Genomic DNA, 17,811 nt, shown 5'->3' with positions numbered 1-17,811 from the left:
GAACGATCCGGAGACCATACGCGGCTGATGGTTGATGGCGAGCCGTTCCTCTGCATAGGCGGCGAGCTCCATAATTCCAGCTCTTCAGATCGCCGGTACATGACTCCCCTGTGGGAGAAGATCGAGGCCTCCAACGCCAACTCCGTCATCGCAACGGTGGCGTGGGACCAGGTGGAGCCAGAGGAAGGCTTTTTTGACTTCTCCATTGTGGACGGGCTCTTGGAAGACGCCCAGACTGCGGGGTTGAAGCTCGTGCTCATCTGGTTTGGTGCCTTCAAGAACGCTTCTTCCACGTACGCGCCGTCGTGGGTCCGACGCGATACCGCGCGTTTCCCGCGTGCTGATCGCGGAGCGGAACCCATGCAAACTCCGTTCTCCTACAAAGGCTCGACGCCGCGTCCCACCTTGTCGGTCTTTTCCAAAGAACTGTTCGACGCCGACAAGGCCGCGTACAGCCGGTTCATGGACCACCTGGCCGGAACCGACACGCAGCATACCGTGATCATGGTCCAAGTGGAAAATGAAGTCGGACTGCTGGGCGCTGGGCGGGACCGATCGGCCGCTGCGCTTGCAGCCTGGAATTCCCCGGTGCCGGAAGCTCTCCGGAAAGCCCTGGCCAATGATGAGGGCGCCTTTGATCCGTCGTTGGTTGAGGCTCTAAGGCCCATCATTTCTACGGACGCCAGCTGGAAAGCACATTTTGGCGACGGAAATCCGGCAGCCGATGAGGCCTTCATGGCGTGCGCCTTTGCGGGCTACGTTGGGGGCTTGGCCGCGGCAGGCAAGGAGATCCTGGGAATTCCGGCCTACGCCAATGCGTGGATAGGGCCGCAGCCTGGACAGGAATTGCCGGGTAACTACCCCAGCGGCGGTCCGACGGCGATGATGTTGCCGGTGTGGCAGGCCATGGCGCCAATCCTGGACTTCCTGGCTCCTGACATCTACGTACCCAATTCAGCTGAGGTCATGGGACAGTACGCCTCTCCGGAGAATCCGCTGTTCATCCCGGAAGCCCGGTTCAGGGCCGGAGACGCCTTCCTTTCAGTGGGACGGTTCCGTGGCTTTGGCTATCACGTTTTTGGGCTGGAAGATGCCAGGCCGGAAAATCAGTACAGCGAAGCCTGCCGTGCGATCGTTTCCCTGACCAAGGACATCGTTGCTGCCCAGCGCGATGGACGGATCTTCGGCTTCGCCCTGGAACAGGACGATGACGGAGTGGAGACTGATTTCGGCGGCATCACCGTGAGCATCCGTAATGCAGCAAAGCTCTATACGGCGATGCTCCTTGACGCAGGGGTGGTCCTCCCGCCTCCTCCGGAACTGCCGGGTGAGACTGAAGGAGCAGCCCACGGTCACACTCCTGGCGATAACCGTCCCTTTGGTCTGTTGATCCAGCTGAACCCCCTGGAGTTCCTCGTAGTGGGACAAGGTGCACTGCTCGACTTCCACCGCGCCGACTCTGCGCTGGAGGTGGATTCGGTTCGGGAACTCCGGCTGACTTCTGAAGGCTGGGAGGAGGGTCGGCTCCTGAACGGTGATGAGCGGCTTCAGGTCCTCCAGAGCGACCGCATCAGTGCTGCACGTATCCGGTTGCTGAACATCAGCCACCACTGACGGGGCTCGGCAGGGTGCCGCTGTCGCTGTGGATTGCCTGGTGCCCTTCCAAATGTTTCCAAGGAGCGCAATGCAGAAAGACACTGTCCGATGGGGTGTTGTCGGGACCGGAGGCATCAGCCACCAAGTTAACTCCGACTTTTCCTTCGTCGAGGAAGGGCATGTAACCGCTGTCTGTTCCCGGCAGCAGACATCCGCTGACCTGTTCGCACGCAGATATGGGATACCACTGAGGTTTACCAACATGTCTGAGATGCTTGGCTCAGATATCGATGCCGTGTATATCGGAACACCGCACGTGACCCACTTTGAGCTGGCTTCGGAGGCTCTCCGCGCTGGAAAGCACGTCCTGTGCGAGAAACCTTTGGGACTGAACTCCAGTGAGGTTAGGACGCTTTCCGAGTTGGCTTCAGCAGCTGGAGTCTTTCTCATGGAGGCCATGTGGATGAAATTCGCACCACTGTATAGGAAGATCACCGAGATCGTCAATGATGGAGCCTTAGGGGATGTGCGCAGCTTGCAAGCCAGTTTTGGGGCGGCCTTCCCACGGGACCAGTCAAGTCGGTGGCGGCCCGGTGGCAGCACTCTTTTGGATCAGGGTATCTATCCCGTTACCCTGGCCCATATGTTGTTCGGTGCTCCCACCTCCCTTCAGGCTGTGGGAACGGTGCGGGCCGACGGCGTGGATCTTCGGGGCCACGCGATGCTTGGTTACGGAGGTGATCGCGTGGCGCAGTTGGGTTTTTCGATGGTGGACTGGCTCGATTCCAGCGCCATGATCGGCGGCTCGGACGCCTGGCTAACCATTGACAAAGGATTCTGGTACGCATCGGCGCTGACGCTTCATCACCCCCGCGAACGAGGGCAGCGTGATGATGAAATTGTTCAGGTGGAACGGGAGGGTTTCGGCTACGTTCCGATGCTCCGGGAAGTCTCCCGAGCAATTCTGAACGGCAAGCTCGAGCACCCGCTTCACACTCACGCCGACGTAGCAGCGATCTACCAAACAATGGACGCCATTCGTGGGCAACTCCGTGATCAGAACGGCTCCACACCTGTATCTGCATAAATAGCCAGTGACCGAGTGTTGGGTGTCAACACGTGGTGTAGGCACCCAACAATGGTGATCAAGTGCCCAGATCTCGCGCTGTGCGGTCGCCGTCCGGCAAATAGGGGCTGGCTAAGGCTGCACTCATACCCCGGGCCAGCGACCGGGCTCCGAGGACCGCGAGGGCTACGGACGTCAGGGTCGGGTTGCAGGCGGTGGGCGTGGGGATCACTCCATTGCCGGCCACGTAAAGCCCCTCAGTACCCCACACCTGACTGTCCGGACCGCATACCGAGCGGCCGTCGTCGTACTGTCCCATCCGGACCGACCCCTGGTAGTGGAGCGACGAACCCGCGGGGAGCAGGAAAGGCGGCCTGTCATCCAGGAAGGTACCCAGGACCTTGCCAGCGCGGGTCACTGCGTCCTTGGCCTGCTCGATGACCCGGAGGTCCTTCCACGTGAGGTTGTAATTGATGGTCATGCGGGGCATCCCGTAGTGGTCCAGGCTGGTGTCATCGAACTCCACCCTGTTTTCTTCCACGGTCTCAGTCGCGCAAAACCAGCCGAGGCCAATGACAGACCCCGGCACTACGGGGTCGTCTTCGGCGAGGGGCACCGGGGAAGCATCAAGCTGCATCACCTGGCCGTGGAACGGTTCCTCGTCCGTGTAGGGAACCCAGGAAACGCCGCTGTGCACCGCGGCGCCGGTAACGGCCTCTCCGGCACCTGATTGAACAACATCGGCCGGTAAACGCACAGCACTGATGACTTGCGGCTGGTCGTTCAGGTACCGGCCCAGAGCCCGCGGCCGCACGCCCGAGGCGAACAGGAGCTGCGGTGTGCGGAGGGCATCGGCCGCCACCACCACTGCAGGGGCATGGACGTGGGTCACCGTACCGGTGGCGAGGTCCTTCAACTCGACTCCGGTGACGTGTCCGGCGTCGAGCATCACCCGTTGGCACAGCGTCTGGTCACGGAGCTCAAAGAAGTCACCGCGCGTTGTCGGTTCAGCCAGCGGACCCATGACGACGTCGGTCCCCGACCACGTGATGGTGCCGTCAGGATGCTTTCGCACGGCAAGTGGCATGGGCTGGATGGCGGCAGCGCCGGTGCGGTGAAAAGCGTGTTCGAGCCGCTCGCGGACGTCACCGGAGAAGGGAGCGTCAGCGAATGCCTCCGAAGTGACGGACAAAAGCCGTTCGGCCTCCCCGAGCGCCGCATCAAGGGTTCCGTCGTCCAGGAAGGAGATCCGCTCGGATGCTCCGGGCCTTGGGCAAGCGCAGGTCCAGTGGGCGCCCATGCCGCCGACGTTGCTGGACATGGCGGCCGCCGGCATTCCGGCCAGGGGAGCCAGTTCGTCCGGCCGCAACAGGAAAGTCCCCGGACGACCGGGGCCGGGGACAGGGGACTCGGGGCTAAGCGAAGTGACCGGTCCTTGCGATGCCAGTTGGGCCGCCGCCCGAGCTTGCGGATCCGGCAGGTTCTTGACGTGCAAACCTGGTGGTTTGGACAACGACGGGCCGGCTTCCACCATCAGGACCCGCAGTTGCGGAGCCTCCTCATGGAGGGTTCGGGCATAGGCGGCGCCTGCGGGACCGCTGCCAACAATGACGACGTCGTACTCATGGGTTTTCACGGGAATCCTTCACGGATCACTCAGTGCCCGGCCTGTGAACCTGCGGCACGGTGCCCGGGAGCATCAGCGCGCAGTGCGCGCGGTGGTCGATGCAGGCACCTGGTAAAACGCTAACTGGTGAAAGGTCCTTGGAGCACCTCCGGCAGTCATTCAATCTGTGGATGCGCGGCATAGGCGTTCCTGATCCTGGGGCCACTGCCATTTGCCGGAAGCCCCCAGTAGCGTTGGACTACGCCCGTCGTAGGTCGGTGCGAAATGTCGCGTCCAGTGCGCGCCAAACACGAGGAGCTGGGTGTTGAGTACCGCCCATCAGATCAAGCGTGGAGTCAGTTTCTACAGTTACCAGGAAGAGTGTTTCCTGAAGAAGATGTCCTTGGAGGACTGCGTCAGCGAGGCTGCCACCATAGGGGCCTTGGGGATCGAGATCATTCCCGAACAATCCATGACCGGGTATCCGGATCCTGGCGAAGCCTTCTACCGCACGTGGGATGGTTGGATGGAAAAGTACGGAACCACCACGGTGGCCACGGACCTTTTCCTGGATACCAAGCGCTATCCCGGCCGGGTCATGACCCTGGACGAGATGACGGAGTCCGTTCGCAAGGACCTGGATATCGCCAAGAGAATGGGCGCCAAGCACGTCCGGGCCATCATCAACACGCCGCCGGAGGTCATGGAAGCGTGCGCCTCCTACGCTGAGAAGCTGGGCCTGAGGCTGCTCCTGGAAGTGCATGCGCCCTTCCATTACGAACACCCCTGGGTGATCCGGCATTTGGAGGTCATGCATCGCTTGCAGTCTCCTGCCCTGGGTTTCATGCCTGACATGGGTACGTTCGTTGAACGTTTCCCGCGGGTCATGTCCGACCGGGCGCTGCGCGATGGAGCCAGGCCCCGGTTTGTGGAGCTCGCGGTGGAAACGTACAACAGCCGCGGGGACGTTCACGGGCTCATGGATACCTTCAATTACATGGGCGCCAACCCGGTGGAGCAGGGCATCGCCAGGCTTTCCACTTTCCTCACCTGGAATGATCCGCGGGTGATGTTGGAGCACATGCCGCTGATCCACCACATCCAGGCGAAGTTCTACGAGATGACCGATGAGGGCACCGAATACAGCATCCCGTACGACAAGATCATCCCGGTGCTGATCGAGGGCGGTTACAACGGCTACCTCTCCAGCGAATACGAGGGCAACAGGCACATCCAGGACATTTTCGAGGTTGACAGCGTGGAGCAGGTCGGCCGCCAGCACAGGATGTTTGAGCGTTTGCTCGGTGAAGACGACGGGGTTGCTGCAGGCGCCCCTGCCCAGGGAGGCCACAGTGTTCGATAAGTACATGATTGTTGAGGACACTCTCCGCAACACGGTTGAAGATGATCGCGTCACGGGCTTCGAGCTGGGCGTACGGCTTCCCTACTACCGCGGTTTGGGACTTTCCATGGTGGAGGACGTGCAAGTCACTGTGGACGGCGAAACGGCCCCGGTCTCTGCGGTGTCCCTCACCGTCCACGGAAACACCTACAAACTCACCGACCTTCCCGGCATCTTTGACGACCGCTGGGAAATGGGGGAGGTCGCAACTGTGGCGGTGGACAAGCCGGGCGGACTGGGCCGGGGCGAGCACTCCGTGGCCGTGCGTGAGAGGTTGCGGATCTCGTACATGCCCGTCCCGGGCGGCGGCGCCGACCAAAAGGTACTGACACTCCGGGACTGATCGCCGGAGCCGGCGCGATGTCCCACCATCAAAGAAAGGACCAACGGTGACATCAGCGCCGGTACAGGACCAACTTGTCGAAAACCTCCTGGAGGCCATGACGTGGGAGGAAAAGCTGGGCCAGCTCCAGATAGCCTTCCGCCCCCGTCTGCAGGATGCCGCGGATCTGGTCCGCGGCGGGATCGGCGCAATCTTCTGGCCGCGCAGTGCCGCGGCCACCAATGAACTGCAAAGGATAGCCCGCGAAGAAACTGCTCATGGCATTCCGCTCCTGGTGGGATTGGATGTCATCCACGGGCAGCGGACAACCTTTCCTGTCCCTTTGGCCCAGGCGGCCAGTTTTGATCCTGCAGTTTCTGAAACTGACGCCCGCGTCACAGCGCAGGAAGCGGCGTCCGGGGGAGTCAACTGGACGTTCTCGCCCATGATCGACGTATCCAGGGATCCCCGCTGGGGCCGTGTTGTTGAAGGCTTCGGAGAAGACACGTACGTCAACAGTGTGTTCGGAGCCGCCAAGGTGCGCGGCTACCAGGGCGACTCGCTGGGCGATCCGGATTCCATCCTTGCCTGCGCGAAACACTTTGTGGCTTACGGCCAGGCGGAGGGCGGGCGGGACTACAACACCGTTGACGTTTCCGGCCAGCGGCTCCGCAATGTGTATCTGGATCCGTTCAGGGCCGCGGTTGACGCCGGCGTGGCAACTGTCATGGCGGCCTTCAACACGGTTTCCGGGCGGCCGGCGCACGCCAACCATCACCTGCTGACCTCCATCCTGAAGGATGAGTTTGGGTTCGAAGGCGTGGTGGTGGGCGACGCCGATGGCGTCGTCAACCTGCTGGACCACGGAATCGCCGAGGACCTGGATGACGCACTGAGGCAGTCGTTCGCGGCGGGCCTGGATATTGAAATGGGCGGTAACGTCACAACGTCCGACGGCGGCACCCGCCTTGGTCCTGGAGACGTGCCGTCGGCGCGTGTGGACGACGCCGTGCGCCGGGTTCTCCGCCTGAAACTTGCGTTGGGCTTGTTCGCCGACCCATACAGGTCACCCGGGGATGAGGTGGTGGTGCCGTCTTCCGAAAGCCGCCGTGCTGCGTTGACAACCGCGGAAAAAGGCTTGGTCCTGCTCAAGAACCATTCCGTTCTTCCCCTTGGAACGGCACGCCAGCGGGTACTTCTGGTGGGGCCGTACGCCAACAGCACCGATCACCTCGGGGCATGGGTGCAGTCCTTTGCAGAACCTGCCGGTTCCTTGGCCGAAGCGATCCGGGAAGAGTGCCCGGAATGGGATGTGACGGTTCGGGAAGGCACGGGTTTCTTTGGTGGCGACTTGGACCTGATCGGACAAGCAGTGGCCGACGCAGCCGACTTCGATGCAATCGTTGTTGCTGTCGGTGAGCCTTCGGCACTGACGGGTGAAGCCAGTTCCCGCAGCGATCTCCGGCTTCCTGGTGCCCAGGAACAGCTGATCCGGGCTGTCGCTGCTACCGGCAGGCCATCGGCAGTTGTCATGTTCAACGGACGTCCGTTGGTCACCTCAGACTGGATTGACGCGGTGCCGGCACTCCTTGAGGCCTGGCACTCAGGACTGGAAGGGCCACGCGCTGTGGCCCGTGCACTGAGCGGCGCAGTGAACCCGGGTGGCCGGCTGCCCATGACGTTCCCCAGGTCTTCCAGCCAGGTTCCCATCTACTATGACCACGAGAACACGGGGCGGCCCGCAAAAGTGTCCGGCAGTCTCGCCGGCGGCGTGGTTGATGTCGGGCTCATGGGGCCCGGCAACACGGACGACCACTACACGTCGAAGTACAAGGACCTCGATCTTGGTCCCCAGTTCCCTTTCGGGCACGGCCTGAGCTACACAACCTTCGGGTACGCCGAGGTGGACGTCTCGCCGACGACGATCACCCTGGCTGAGCTCCAGGCGGGTAGGACAGTAAAGGTAGCCGTCACTGTGACCAACACCGGAGACCTGACGGGAGACGAAGTCACCATGCTGTTCATACGCGACCTCGTTGCCTCCCTTGCCCAACCGGTGCGACGACTGCGGGCTTTCACCCGCAACAGCTTGGGGGCAGGTGAAACCAAGACATCGTCCTTTGAGCTTGGCTGGAAAGATCTGGGTTTCTCGGACAACAATGGCCGCTACCTCGTTGAACCAGGTGCCTTCGAAATCCATGTTGGTGGTGGCCTCGAGGGGACGGCCAGGTGCGGGCTTGACGTGCTTGCCTGACGTGGCCAGCCCAACAACGTAAAACAATCGGGTAGCCGAGGCAGGAATTCATGAAATCCCTGCCTCGGCTACCCGCTTGGTGTTCGGCGGCAGCCGAATCGTCAGCGACTGGCTCCCAGATCTGCCTGAACGGCCCGGTTACGTGGCCGGTGTCGGGCCGGGACGCGGGTGAGGGCTTCGCGGCGCTCGCCTACGGTATTCTCGATGGTTCCGATACGTTCGACTATCATTCGGACAAAGTCGCCGGTTTTCAGTGGGGGAGGGGTTTGGGCGCCGTTTCGCCCCCAGAGTTCTGCGAGGCATCCGCTGCCGCAGGTGCCTGAGCCGAGGACGTCGCCAGGCCTAACCACCGAGTCCTGGGACGCGTACGCGACGAGTTCCGCGAACGGCCAGCCCATGTTGGAGAGCAGATCCTGGCCGATCGCTTGACCATTGACTTCCACGGCCATGCGGATCTGCAGAAACCCCTCGTCGTCATGCAAATCTTCGAACTCGTCTGCAGTGACGATCCATGGACCGAGCGTGTTGGAGAAGTCTTTGCCTTTGCAGGGGCCGAGGCTGACCTTCATCTCACGCCGCTGCAGGTCGCGTGCTGACCAGTCGTTGAGCACGGTGTACCCCAAAATGTGGCGGTGCGCGTCTTCGGAGGTCAGGTTTCGGCCATCACTGCCCGGAACATGGCCGACGACGGCGGCGACTTCGGTCTCGAAGTCGAGGTCATTGCAGCCCGCGGGAATGCCGATGACCTCGCCGGTGCCCGTGACTGTGTGCGGGTTGGTGAAATAGAACGTCGGGGCCTCATACCACTCGGGTACCACGCCTGCCACGCCATCGATGCTTTTTCTTACGCCCTCAACGTGTTCCTCGAAGGCAACGAAATCGCGGATGGTGGCCGGTGCCAGTGGAGCGAGCAGCCGCACGTTGGCCAGGGGAACCGACGGGCGGGCACCGATGGTGCGCCGGGCGATGTCCAGTGTCTCTTCGAGCCCGGCGTCCAGCAAAGTCTGTACGTCCTGTCCGTCGGCCAGCGCGAAGCAGTAGCCGTCCTGAACGAACCCTGCCCAGGTTCCGCCGTCGTGATTCCAGCGGGCGATCTTGACCATGGCGGTGTCCTTAGGCTGTGGCTCGGTTGGTGGTGTGTGTTGCCGCAGCGGTGATGCCGAGCCGGGCGGCGTTGCCGCCGAGAATCCCCGCGCCGTCGGCACCGGCAAGCCCTGCCGCCAGGACCTCCGCAACGGGTTGCTCTGAGCCCATGTCGAACGGGTAATCCGAGCCGAGCAGTACCTGCCCAGGACCGGCTGCCTCGACGAGTGCGCGCAGTTCGCGGGAATTGTGGACCAGTGAATCGAAATAGATCCGTTGCAGATACGACGATGGCGGTTCGGCGCACCGTTGTGCTTCGGGGCGGACTTTCCAGGCGTGGTCCGAACGGCCGATGGTGGTCGGAAGGTAGCCACCGCCGTGCGCGGCGATCACTTTGAGGTTCGGATACCGGTCCAGGACCCCACTGAAAATAAGGTGGGACAGGGCCACGGCATTTTCGGTGGGCTGCGAAACGGTGTTGGCCAGGTAGAAGCGGTCCAAGCGTTCGTCCAACGAGCAGCCGAAGGGGTGCAGGAAGACCACAGCGCCGAGTTCTTCGGCCCGGAGCCAGAAGGGCTCCAGCCGGGCATCGGAAAGCTCCACGGTGGAGCGTTCTGCGTCGCCGGGTGTGCTGGCGAAGGAGCCGATTTCCACCCCCGCCAAGCCGCATTCAATGACGGCGTGCTCTAGCGCTTCGACCATCAGGTGAGGGTGTTGGAATGGGACGATGCCGAGGCCGTTGAGCCGTTTGGGCGCTTTCTGCACGAATTCACATATGGCTCTGTTGGCCTGCCTGGCAAGCGTCAGGGCGAGTTCTTCGCCGGCGAAGTAGTAGAAGTGCGACGGTGACGGCGAAACCAGTTGGACGTCCACTCCTTGGGCATCCATGTCTGACAACCGCCTGTCGAGGTCGGTCAACTGCGGCCAACGCTCCTTGATCATGAGTCCTGAGTTGGACATGGACTCAGGCCCGTTGCGCCGCACCTCCAGTGCTTGGAGGGCTGCAAATCCATCGGGATCCGCTGTTGCAACGGTTTGTTGAAGAGCCGGGATCAGGATGTGCGCGTGGACATCGACTGTGGGCTGGGGGCTGAGGGCATTGTGGTTCATGGGTTCCTTAAGGAGATTGGAAAAACGAGTTCTGTGGATGAGGCTGCCGCGGTTTTCCTTCCAAGGGCCGCCGTAGGCGGCATCGAGTTCTGCCCTAACCCGTGAGCCGTCCGCTTGGTTGCGTTCCTGTTTTCTTCCACAAGGTAGGTATAGATGGTGTTCTGTCCGGTGGGCAGTAGTCGGTCAGCACCGATAAGGAGGCCCCAGTACTCGGTGCCGCCACCCGCCGCCGTGCGGACCGGTAACGGATCCGAAGTCGTCCGCTATACCGGTGACGTTTTGCCCCGCTGGATAATCGCACCGGCTTTTTCGAGAACCTCACCTCCACGTCGGCGTCGGCCAGGAGGATGGCGGCAGTAAGTCCGGACGCTCCCAGCGACGATTCCGGCCTTCTCTACTGCCGCCATCCTTGACTCCCTTGTGAGACGGCGTTACCAACAAATGCGCTGAGGGATGTAGTGGGCAGTCCTAACGAAGCGCGATGGGGTTGACAGGCGACCCGACAGCACCGGTGACGGGCAGCGGAGCGGCGGTGAGCATGAAGTCATACCTTCCGTCGGCGGCACAGGCCTCGGCCAGCGCATCCGGATCCCACATTTCCCCAAGGAACAACCCGAGGTTGGGAATGGCGATCTGGTGAAGTGGCTGGAAAGCGCCGTCGAACTCGTTGGGACGCACTTCAAAGCCCCACGTGTCCGTTGCGATTCCGGCAATCTCGGAGGCATGCAACCACGCCGCGGTGCTAAAGGACAACCCTGGAGCGGAACCGCCGGCGTAATCACCCCAGCCGTCGCGACGGACCCGCGTGTACTGACCGGTTCGGATCACAACGATGTCGCCGCGGCGCACTGATGAGCTGGCCCCTTGCACTTCGACAGTGCGCTCCAGGTGTTCCGGGGTGATGGCAAAACCATCCGGCAGCTCGCCATCGGTTCGCCCCAGTAGCGGACCAAGCGCGCGCCCAACATCGAGCAGCACGCCACGGGTGACGATCTTGGCCGCAGCGGTCTCGATCCCCGTGACAAGGTCGCCTTCGGAGGTGACCACGTCACCGGCGGCCCTACCGTTCCAGGCCTTGCCGCGATCGAAGATATGGCCCAGTCCGTCCCACTGCGTGGAACACTGCAACGGCATGGCGATGACGTCGTCTGCACCGCCGAAACCATGCGGGAAACCTTGGTTTCCGCGCTCGGCGTCGACTCCGGTGTCGGTCATGGTGTGCACAGGATTGGTGCGGCGCCGCCAGCCCTTCTGCGGACCGTTCGTGTCGAACGGCTGCGAAAGGGAGAACGCCTCGCCCGTAGTGACCAGGGCTGCGGCTTCAACGCGTTTCGCCGCATCGATGAAGTTAAGCGTGCCCAACACGTCATCGTCGCCCCAACGGCCCCAGTTGTTGTACCGCTCCGCTGCGGCCTGGATACTGCCCAGCGGATCCTTGCGCACGATAAGTCCACTGTTGAGCGCCTCGGCCGTCACCGTTCGTCCTTGCAGTGGATAAGTTGGGTACCGAGGCCCGTGATGGTGCCTTCCATGACATCGCCGTCCTGGAGCAGGCGGCCCCAGTGCTGACCGTTGCCTGCGGGGCTTCCGGTCAGGACAAGGTCGCCCGGGCGCAGCGGCATGGTCTGGGAGGCTTCGCTGACCAGCTTGGCAACACCAAAGATCATGTCCTGGGTGGACTCGTCCTGCATTGCCTTGCCGTTGAGCTTCAGCGTCACCTGAACATCCTGCGGATCGCCGAAGAACTTGGCGGGAACCAGCAAAGGACCCGTGGGCAGGAAGCCCGGCGCATTCTTGGCCCGGTACCAGTCAGAACCAATGGCCGGCATGTCCTTGCGGAAGACGAACTCCCGCGTGGTGATGTCATTGACCATGGTGTACCCGAAAACGTGATCGAGGGCTTCCTCGGGGGTAACCCGGAACGCCTCTTTGCCGATCACCGCTGCCAGTTCCAGTTCCCAGTCGTGCGACTTGCTGTAAGACGGCAAGGTGAGCGGGTCCGTGGCGGAAGCGATCGCCGTCGGGAGTCCGATGAAGAAGTACGGCGTTCCCTGGCCGGCGCGCTGATCCATCATCGCGGCAGTCTTGGCCCGGACTTCCTCCGCGTCCTGGCCGGCCTCGCGGTGTGCCACCGCCAGGTCAACCACGTGCTTGCGGTAGTTTGCGCCGGTTTGCAGGACCTGCGCCGGTTCAACGGGCGCAAGAATTTCGACGGCGGCGCGGTCCACGCCGGTATCCTCACCGGCTGAGGCCGCCAAGGTGTCCAGTTCTGCTTCCAAGCTGTCCCAGTGCTGGATCAGGGAATTGATGTCCGAATCCAGCGGCAGGACGCGTTCCCCCACGAGAAGGCCGGTGCGGGCTTTGTCCGAGCCCGATTCGAGGAAGCGGACCAGCGAGTATGCAGCCTCAGTCATCAGCCCCGGCCCTGCTTGGCGTAGGGGTTGAGCAGGGCTTCCTTCATTTCAGGGGACGCGCCCTCTTCAGTGGCCGTGAAACCTTCAGCGGGCGGGAAGGACTCGGTCATGGAGTGCGGCATGGCACCGTTCTTGTAGAAGTTGTTGGAGCCCTCGGAGGGCTTCCACGTGTTGGCTTCCCAGTCCGGAACATAGTTGCGGTAGCCGCCTGAGTTGAGCTCCACGCGCATGCCGGACGGGTCACGGAAGTAGAGGAAGTTTTGCTCACCAACGCCGTGGATGGAGGGCCCGTATTCCATGGCGGTGCCGTTTTCCATCATGACGTCCGCGGTGCGGAGCAGGTCTTCCGTGGCGTCCACCCAGAAAGCGATGTGGTTGACGCGGCCCGGGCGGCCGGAGGTGTCGGCCACGACGCCGAGGTCGTGGGACTTCTCATTGGTGGTGAGCACGGAGAAAACGGTGATGGGGGCTTCGTCCAGGTCCACGAACGCCATGACGCGGAAGCCCAGGGCCTCGTTGTACCACTTGGCAAATCCGCGGACATCCGAGCACGCAACCGTTACGTGGTCAAGGAATCGCGGGGCAGCAGCGTGGCTGCTGCGGCGCTCGGGACGGTCCGGGTAGGTGGATTCGAAGCCGGGCTCTGCCACGAATTTCTCTACTTCGTAGAAGAGGCGCATGTGGTGTCCGTAGGGGCCGGTGAATTCATAGGCTTTGCCGAAACCGTGGCCGCCGGCAGTCCACGTTCCTTGTACACCGGTTGCTTCAACGCGGGCTGCTGCTGCTTCGAGGGCGGCCTGGGAGTTGGTGCGCCAAGCCATCCGACCCAAGGACGCTTCGGGGCCCTCGGTGATGACCAGGCTATAGCGGTAGTAGTCGCCCCAGCAGCGCAGGTAGACGTTGCCACCCATACGGTCGATGATGCGCATGCCGAACTTTTCCTCGTAAAATTTCGCGGAGGCTTCAACGTCCGGGGCGGTGATCTCAAGGTGGGCAAGATGGGAGAGGGGAGTTTCCACGATGAATTCCTTCTGAGTGCTGGTTGCTGCGGACAGTTGTTTACAGGTCCTGTAATAACGATGGTTCAGATCCCGTGCTTGGGGAAGAACGGATTGTTGATAGAACACATTCGTGAAATGGATACCCGTGGTAAGCGCGGCGGCGTGGTGGGTTGCGGTCGTGCGTAGCTTCAGTGATTTCGCCCCCTGGCTCCGGATCGGCGCGCGCCGAGGCAGTCCTGGTTACGGGCCGGTTTTCGATAACGTAGGGTGTCTGTGACCAAGTTGAATCGAGGGTTTTCGGCACGTCTGAAATCTCATAGTTTTCGAAAGCTTGAAATACAGCCCTGATGCGAGAGGATAATCGCCAGCATGGTGGCAAAGGATGAAGGCCGTCACGGGATGCCCACGGACGAGACTGTCGGCCTTCTCGGAATCATCAACCTCGTGCGCACAGGAAGGGCGATGACGCGATCGGACCTAGGCAGGGTCACGGGGCTGGGACGCGGCGTTGTTACTCAACGGCTGGAACGGGCATTTGCCTTGGGATTTCTAGGGGAGGGCGTCTTGGCCCCGTCGTCTGGAGGAAGAGCACCGAAAAAACTCCAGTTTTTGGCAAACCAGGGCATGATCGTGAGCTGCGTAGTCACAGCGGAACAAATTGAGGTTGGCGTGGCGATGCTGGACGGTAATGTTCTCGGCCATTGCAATAAGGCTTGGGACATGTCACGAGGACCGATGGAGACTTTCGAAGCCACGCGCCACGTCATTGATAAGTTGCTGGCCAAGGAAGCGTTCTTACCCGTATGGGGTGTCGTCATAGGTCTTCCGTGCCAGGTGAACTTCTCGGAAGGGCGTGTCGTTGCTGCCCCCGGCATGTCGTCAGGCTGGGGCGGTATTAAAGTCAGAGACTATTTCGAGGAACGATACAGGGCGCCGGTTTGGGTAGACAGTGAGATCAATCTACTTGCTATCGGCGAGAGGACAGGACTGGCAACAACCAACCCTGACCTCATTTATTGCAAGGTGGATGCGGGGGTCAGCTCCGCCTTGCTCACTCAGGGACGTGTCCATCGAGGAGCCAATGGGGCGGCCGGAGAATTGGGTCATGTCAAGGTGGCCGGTTCCGCTGATGTGTGTCGCTGCGGCGATTTGGGCTGTTTGGAGGCAATCGCTGGAGGCTGGGCCTTGTTGCGTAGTGCCGGTTCAGCCATGGGGGAAGGCGCCTCGACGTCGCTCCTGAGGATCCTTATGCGGAGGGCCCTGTCTTTGGAGGACCTTACTCAAGCGGCCAGAGACGGCGACGCCTTGTCCGTGAGTCTCGTCCAAGCCTCGGCCCGGACGACGGGTGAAGCGCTGAGCCGCCTCGTTAGTATGTTCAACCCCGATGCCGTGATCCTTACAGGAGCCGTCGCCTCTACTGGAGAACTGTTTCTCTCGGAGGTCCGGCAGAGAATATACGAGCTCGCATCACCTCTTGCGACTCGCGACCTGACAATTGGTCTTTCAGCTTTCGAACCACAGGCAGGGGTTAGGGGCGGAATAGAACTCGCGCTTGAACAGCTGTTCGAGGTTACCTTCGCTGACTGGTTTGCCAATTCCAGGCCTTCCCCGCAAACCCAAGACTCGGCCCCGTGCGATTCCAAAGCGAGGTAAGGTTCTCCGCGGCCTTAGTGTCCCGGCGCCAGAGCCAGCAGTCTTAAGCAGCCCGACCAATTGGTCGGGACCATCCAGCTTGCCCGGAGTCCGCCAATATTGAATGTTCGAGTCCCCTCGCGACAGCGTTGAAACAAAATTGGGCCATGACCGGCCGACACCTGGTTGTGTTTGTCACGAAAAGCAGTCGACGATGGGGACAGGCCGAGGTACCCGGGGAGCATGGCAAAAACTAGAGTGGTTCTCGCCTTATCTCCCATTTATAGTCGACCCAGACTTCGACCCCAGCTTCCCGAATCACTATGCGCCGGGCTTCGAGCCCCATGGCTTGGAGCCATAAAGCCTGATCGTCGGGAGTGACAGCGTCCACGGTGCCGGCGTCGATGAATTCGCCGTTTTGGCGTACCTCTACCCATTCGCCGACGAGTGGGATCCAAGTACTATGAGGGTGAAAAGGCACTGATGGTCCTTCCTCCAGGCGGAGTAGTTGTTCTTTGGTTTTACGGAAGACGCGCGCCGGCACCCGACCTTCGGGTTGCCTGTTGCGAGTTGGACTTGCCGGCGCGGTCTTGTCCGTTCCCGATCGGCTAAGAGGAGTGGCCCCTTTACGTGGGTGGCATGAAGGATCGATCAGTTCATCGTTCAAGGGTGCTGCTTGGAAACGACCACCATATAGAATATATGGGGTTCAACGCAGGGATTCAACAAACTGTTCTGCCGGTTCACTTATACAGAACTACTTTGTATGCCAACCATCGAGAGCTATCGGCAATACATCTCGTAGCGGCGAGTGTCCGATACTGTTTTCGTGCGGTCCGTCGGACCTGAAATTCAGGGACACTGCTAGGCAAAAGATTAGGCCGGGCAAGTACCCGGCCAAATCTATTGGTTGCCCAGCTCAGTCCGCGCGAACAGTGCGCGGGTCTACATTGCGCGCGAAGAGGATGAGAACCGCAGCCAGGAGAATCGGTACGCATCCCCAAATCAAGGCGGCATCGATCCAGGATTGACCGGATGCCAGGGCCGCGGTGAGGAACACGCCTCCAAGAATTGCGCCCAGCTGCCCTGCCGCGTTGATGATCGAGCCGCCCGTAGCCCTGGTGTGGACTGGGAAGCTTTCGCCGTTGAAGAACAAGAGTGCTGCGAACGGGCCGATCAGGAAAAAGAGACCAAGGCTGTAGAAGGCAATAACTAGCACTTCGGAGGCCGATGGAACCAGAAGCATCGCGGCGAAGCTGATTGAGGAGAAGAACCAACCGATTGCGATGGTGTTCCGTCGTCCGATTTTATCGCCTAGCCAGCCGTGGAAAACGTAACCGCCGAAGGCTGTCGCGTTGGAGATAACCAGGATGAGCAGGGCGTTGCTGAACTCAATGCCCTTGCCGGACTCCGCTGTCAGGATCGAGGTTCCGAGGATCGCGAAGACCAAAATACCCAGCCAGCTGAGGAGGAAGGCTCCACCGATGACGAGGGTTGCCCGGAGTGATTCGCCTTTGAAAGCTGAGACCAGTGGGGCGTGCTCGTCCCGGATTTCAACTCCTGCTGCCTTGGCCAAGGCCTCGGCCTCTTCAACGCGTCCTTCCGCCAAGAGTTTGTGTGCATTGCGGCGGTTGACGAACTGGGGGCTTTCTTTCAGGTATCGGGCAGCGAATCCGATGAAAATAGCCGGGAAGAACGCAACGATAAAGCACAAAGCCCATCCGCCGATTGGCATCAGCAGGTAGATGGACAGTGCCGCGATTACTGATCCGATGGGCCAGCCGGACTGCACGAGGGAGTATATGAGGCCCCGGCGGCGCGCCTTGGCAGGGTCGTTGTAGGCGTGGGCGAACATTTCGCTCAAGTATGTGGCATTGAGGGCTTGTTCCGAGTAGCCCAGACCGGCGATGGAACGGATCAGGATCAGCAGTACGATGCCGACGCCTCCGACTACGCCTGCAACCCAGCCCGCTGCTGCCGTGAGAAGTGAGGCCACTGCTGCGCCAATGACAGCCAAGACAATTCCTTTGCGGCGGCCGATTTTATCGACGATCGGGCCGATGCCGAAGGCGACCAGTGCAGTGCCGACGGTGATCCAGGTGTTGATGTTCGTAGCGTCGGCCGGTGCCCAGCCCAGCTCGGCAGCCAGAACGGGGAGGAGGTTTCCGAACAGGACGAAATCGTAGACCGCGAAGGTCCAGGCGAAAAAGCAGATCCATGTTGCGATTTTGACGTCACGTAGCGTGACTTTTTGCACTTCGACCGTAGTTGGGTCTGTTGTTTTCATGGGTGATCCTTGGAAGGTGATGGGGGAGGGTAGGGATC

Annotated in this window: 13 protein-coding genes; 6 read left to right on the top strand and 7 right to left on the bottom strand. The window is 61.3% G+C overall.

The genetic code is table 11. The features are described 5' to 3' along the window. Positions 1–99 precede the first annotated feature (99 nt). Both ACIPY2_RS06265 and ACIPY2_RS06260 read left to right on the top strand, forming a co-directional pair. Positions 100–1,614, top strand: a complete 1,515-nt coding sequence (locus tag ACIPY2_RS06265; RefSeq protein WP_400265501.1) for a DUF5597 domain-containing protein — start codon at positions 100–102, stop codon at positions 1,612–1,614. Between the two features lie 70 nt (positions 1,615–1,684). Next, positions 1,685–2,683, top strand: coding sequence for a Gfo/Idh/MocA family protein (locus ACIPY2_RS06260; protein WP_400265500.1), 999 nt, complete (start codon positions 1,685–1,687; stop codon positions 2,681–2,683). Positions 2,684–2,741: 58 nt separating this feature from the next. On the opposite strand, the gene ACIPY2_RS06255 is transcribed toward ACIPY2_RS06260, so the two are convergent. Beyond that, a complete protein-coding gene (locus ACIPY2_RS06255; RefSeq protein WP_400265499.1) occupies positions 2,742–4,298 on the bottom strand; it encodes a GMC oxidoreductase in 1,557 nt (518 codons plus the stop codon). 292 nt (positions 4,299–4,590) lie between these two features. Here ACIPY2_RS06255 and ACIPY2_RS06250 point away from each other — a divergent pair, with 292 nt between their 5' ends. From ACIPY2_RS06250 to ACIPY2_RS06240, 3 genes are read left to right on the top strand one after another with little or no spacing between them, the layout of a single operon-like run. Next, positions 4,591–5,631 carry a sugar phosphate isomerase/epimerase family protein gene (locus ACIPY2_RS06250; protein ID WP_400265498.1) on the top strand — a complete coding sequence of 347 codons (1,041 nt, stop codon included), beginning with the start codon at positions 4,591–4,593 and terminating at the stop codon, positions 5,629–5,631. Then, the gene (locus ACIPY2_RS06245) at positions 5,621–6,013 is read left to right on the top strand and encodes a DUF6379 domain-containing protein (RefSeq protein WP_400265497.1); all 393 of its coding nucleotides are present in this window, start codon (positions 5,621–5,623) and stop codon (positions 6,011–6,013) included. The genes ACIPY2_RS06250 and ACIPY2_RS06245 overlap by 11 nt, the downstream gene beginning before the upstream one ends. Before the next feature lie 46 nt (positions 6,014–6,059). Beyond that, positions 6,060–8,246: a glycoside hydrolase family 3 N-terminal domain-containing protein gene (locus ACIPY2_RS06240; RefSeq protein ID WP_400265496.1), complete on the top strand. Its 2,187-nt coding sequence runs from the start codon at positions 6,060–6,062 to the stop codon at positions 8,244–8,246. Between the two features lie 101 nt (positions 8,247–8,347). Here ACIPY2_RS06240 and ACIPY2_RS06235 read toward each other — a convergent pair whose 3' ends face one another. The 5 genes from ACIPY2_RS06235 to ACIPY2_RS06215 all read right to left on the bottom strand — a co-directional run bounded on the left by ACIPY2_RS06235 (position 8,348) and on the right by ACIPY2_RS06215 (position 13,872). Further along, a complete protein-coding gene (locus tag ACIPY2_RS06235; RefSeq protein ID WP_400265495.1) occupies positions 8,348–9,349 on the bottom strand; it encodes a fumarylacetoacetate hydrolase family protein in 1,002 nt (333 codons plus the stop codon). A 10-nt stretch (positions 9,350–9,359) separates the two neighbouring features. Continuing rightward, entirely contained in the window at positions 9,360–10,439 is a 1,080-nt protein-coding gene (locus ACIPY2_RS06230; protein ID WP_400265494.1) for an amidohydrolase family protein, read from the bottom strand. A gap of 468 nt (positions 10,440–10,907) precedes the next feature. Then, positions 10,908–11,915, bottom strand: coding sequence for a cyclase family protein (locus tag ACIPY2_RS06225; RefSeq protein ID WP_400265493.1), 1,008 nt, complete (start codon positions 11,913–11,915; stop codon positions 10,908–10,910). After that, positions 11,912–12,853: a fumarylacetoacetate hydrolase family protein gene (locus ACIPY2_RS06220; RefSeq protein ID WP_400265492.1), complete on the bottom strand. Its 942-nt coding sequence runs from the start codon at positions 12,851–12,853 to the stop codon at positions 11,912–11,914. The genes ACIPY2_RS06225 and ACIPY2_RS06220 overlap by 4 nt, the downstream gene beginning before the upstream one ends. Then, positions 12,853–13,872: a VOC family protein gene (locus ACIPY2_RS06215; protein ID WP_400265491.1), complete on the bottom strand. Its 1,020-nt coding sequence runs from the start codon at positions 13,870–13,872 to the stop codon at positions 12,853–12,855. Before ACIPY2_RS06215 ends, ACIPY2_RS06220 begins: the two co-directional genes overlap by 1 nt. Before the next feature lie 351 nt (positions 13,873–14,223). Here ACIPY2_RS06215 and ACIPY2_RS06210 point away from each other — a divergent pair, with 351 nt between their 5' ends. Next, entirely contained in the window at positions 14,224–15,507 is a 1,284-nt protein-coding gene (locus tag ACIPY2_RS06210; RefSeq protein ID WP_400265490.1) for an ROK family protein, read from the top strand. An 898-nt stretch (positions 15,508–16,405) separates the two neighbouring features. Here ACIPY2_RS06210 and ACIPY2_RS06205 read toward each other — a convergent pair. Next, the gene (locus ACIPY2_RS06205) at positions 16,406–17,773 is read right to left on the bottom strand and encodes an MFS transporter (protein ID WP_400265489.1); all 1,368 of its coding nucleotides are present in this window, start codon (positions 17,771–17,773) and stop codon (positions 16,406–16,408) included. Positions 17,774–17,811 lie beyond the last annotated feature (38 nt).

The sequence above is a fragment of the Paenarthrobacter sp. NPDC089675 genome, assembly GCF_044749185.1.
Lineage (GTDB): Bacteria > Actinomycetota > Actinomycetes > Actinomycetales > Micrococcaceae > Arthrobacter.
This window is presented reverse-complemented; position numbering and strand designations above follow the sequence as displayed.

Coding starts and splice junctions, on each gene's coding strand:
- ACIPY2_RS06205 (WP_400265489.1), bottom strand. CDS start 17,773: ATGAAAACAACAGACCCAACTACGGTCGAAGTGCAAAAAGTCACGCTA.
- ACIPY2_RS06260 (WP_400265500.1), top strand. CDS start 1,685: ATGCAGAAAGACACTGTCCGATGGGGTGTTGTCGGGACCGGAGGCATC.
- ACIPY2_RS06210 (WP_400265490.1), top strand. CDS start 14,224: ATGGTGGCAAAGGATGAAGGCCGTCACGGGATGCCCACGGACGAGACT.
- ACIPY2_RS06265 (WP_400265501.1), top strand. CDS start 100: ATGACTCCCCTGTGGGAGAAGATCGAGGCCTCCAACGCCAACTCCGTC.
- ACIPY2_RS06220 (WP_400265492.1), bottom strand. CDS start 12,853: ATGACTGAGGCTGCATACTCGCTGGTCCGCTTCCTCGAATCGGGCTCG.
- ACIPY2_RS06235 (WP_400265495.1), bottom strand. CDS start 9,349: ATGGTCAAGATCGCCCGCTGGAATCACGACGGCGGAACCTGGGCAGGG.
- ACIPY2_RS06230 (WP_400265494.1), bottom strand. CDS start 10,439: ATGAACCACAATGCCCTCAGCCCCCAGCCCACAGTCGATGTCCACGCG.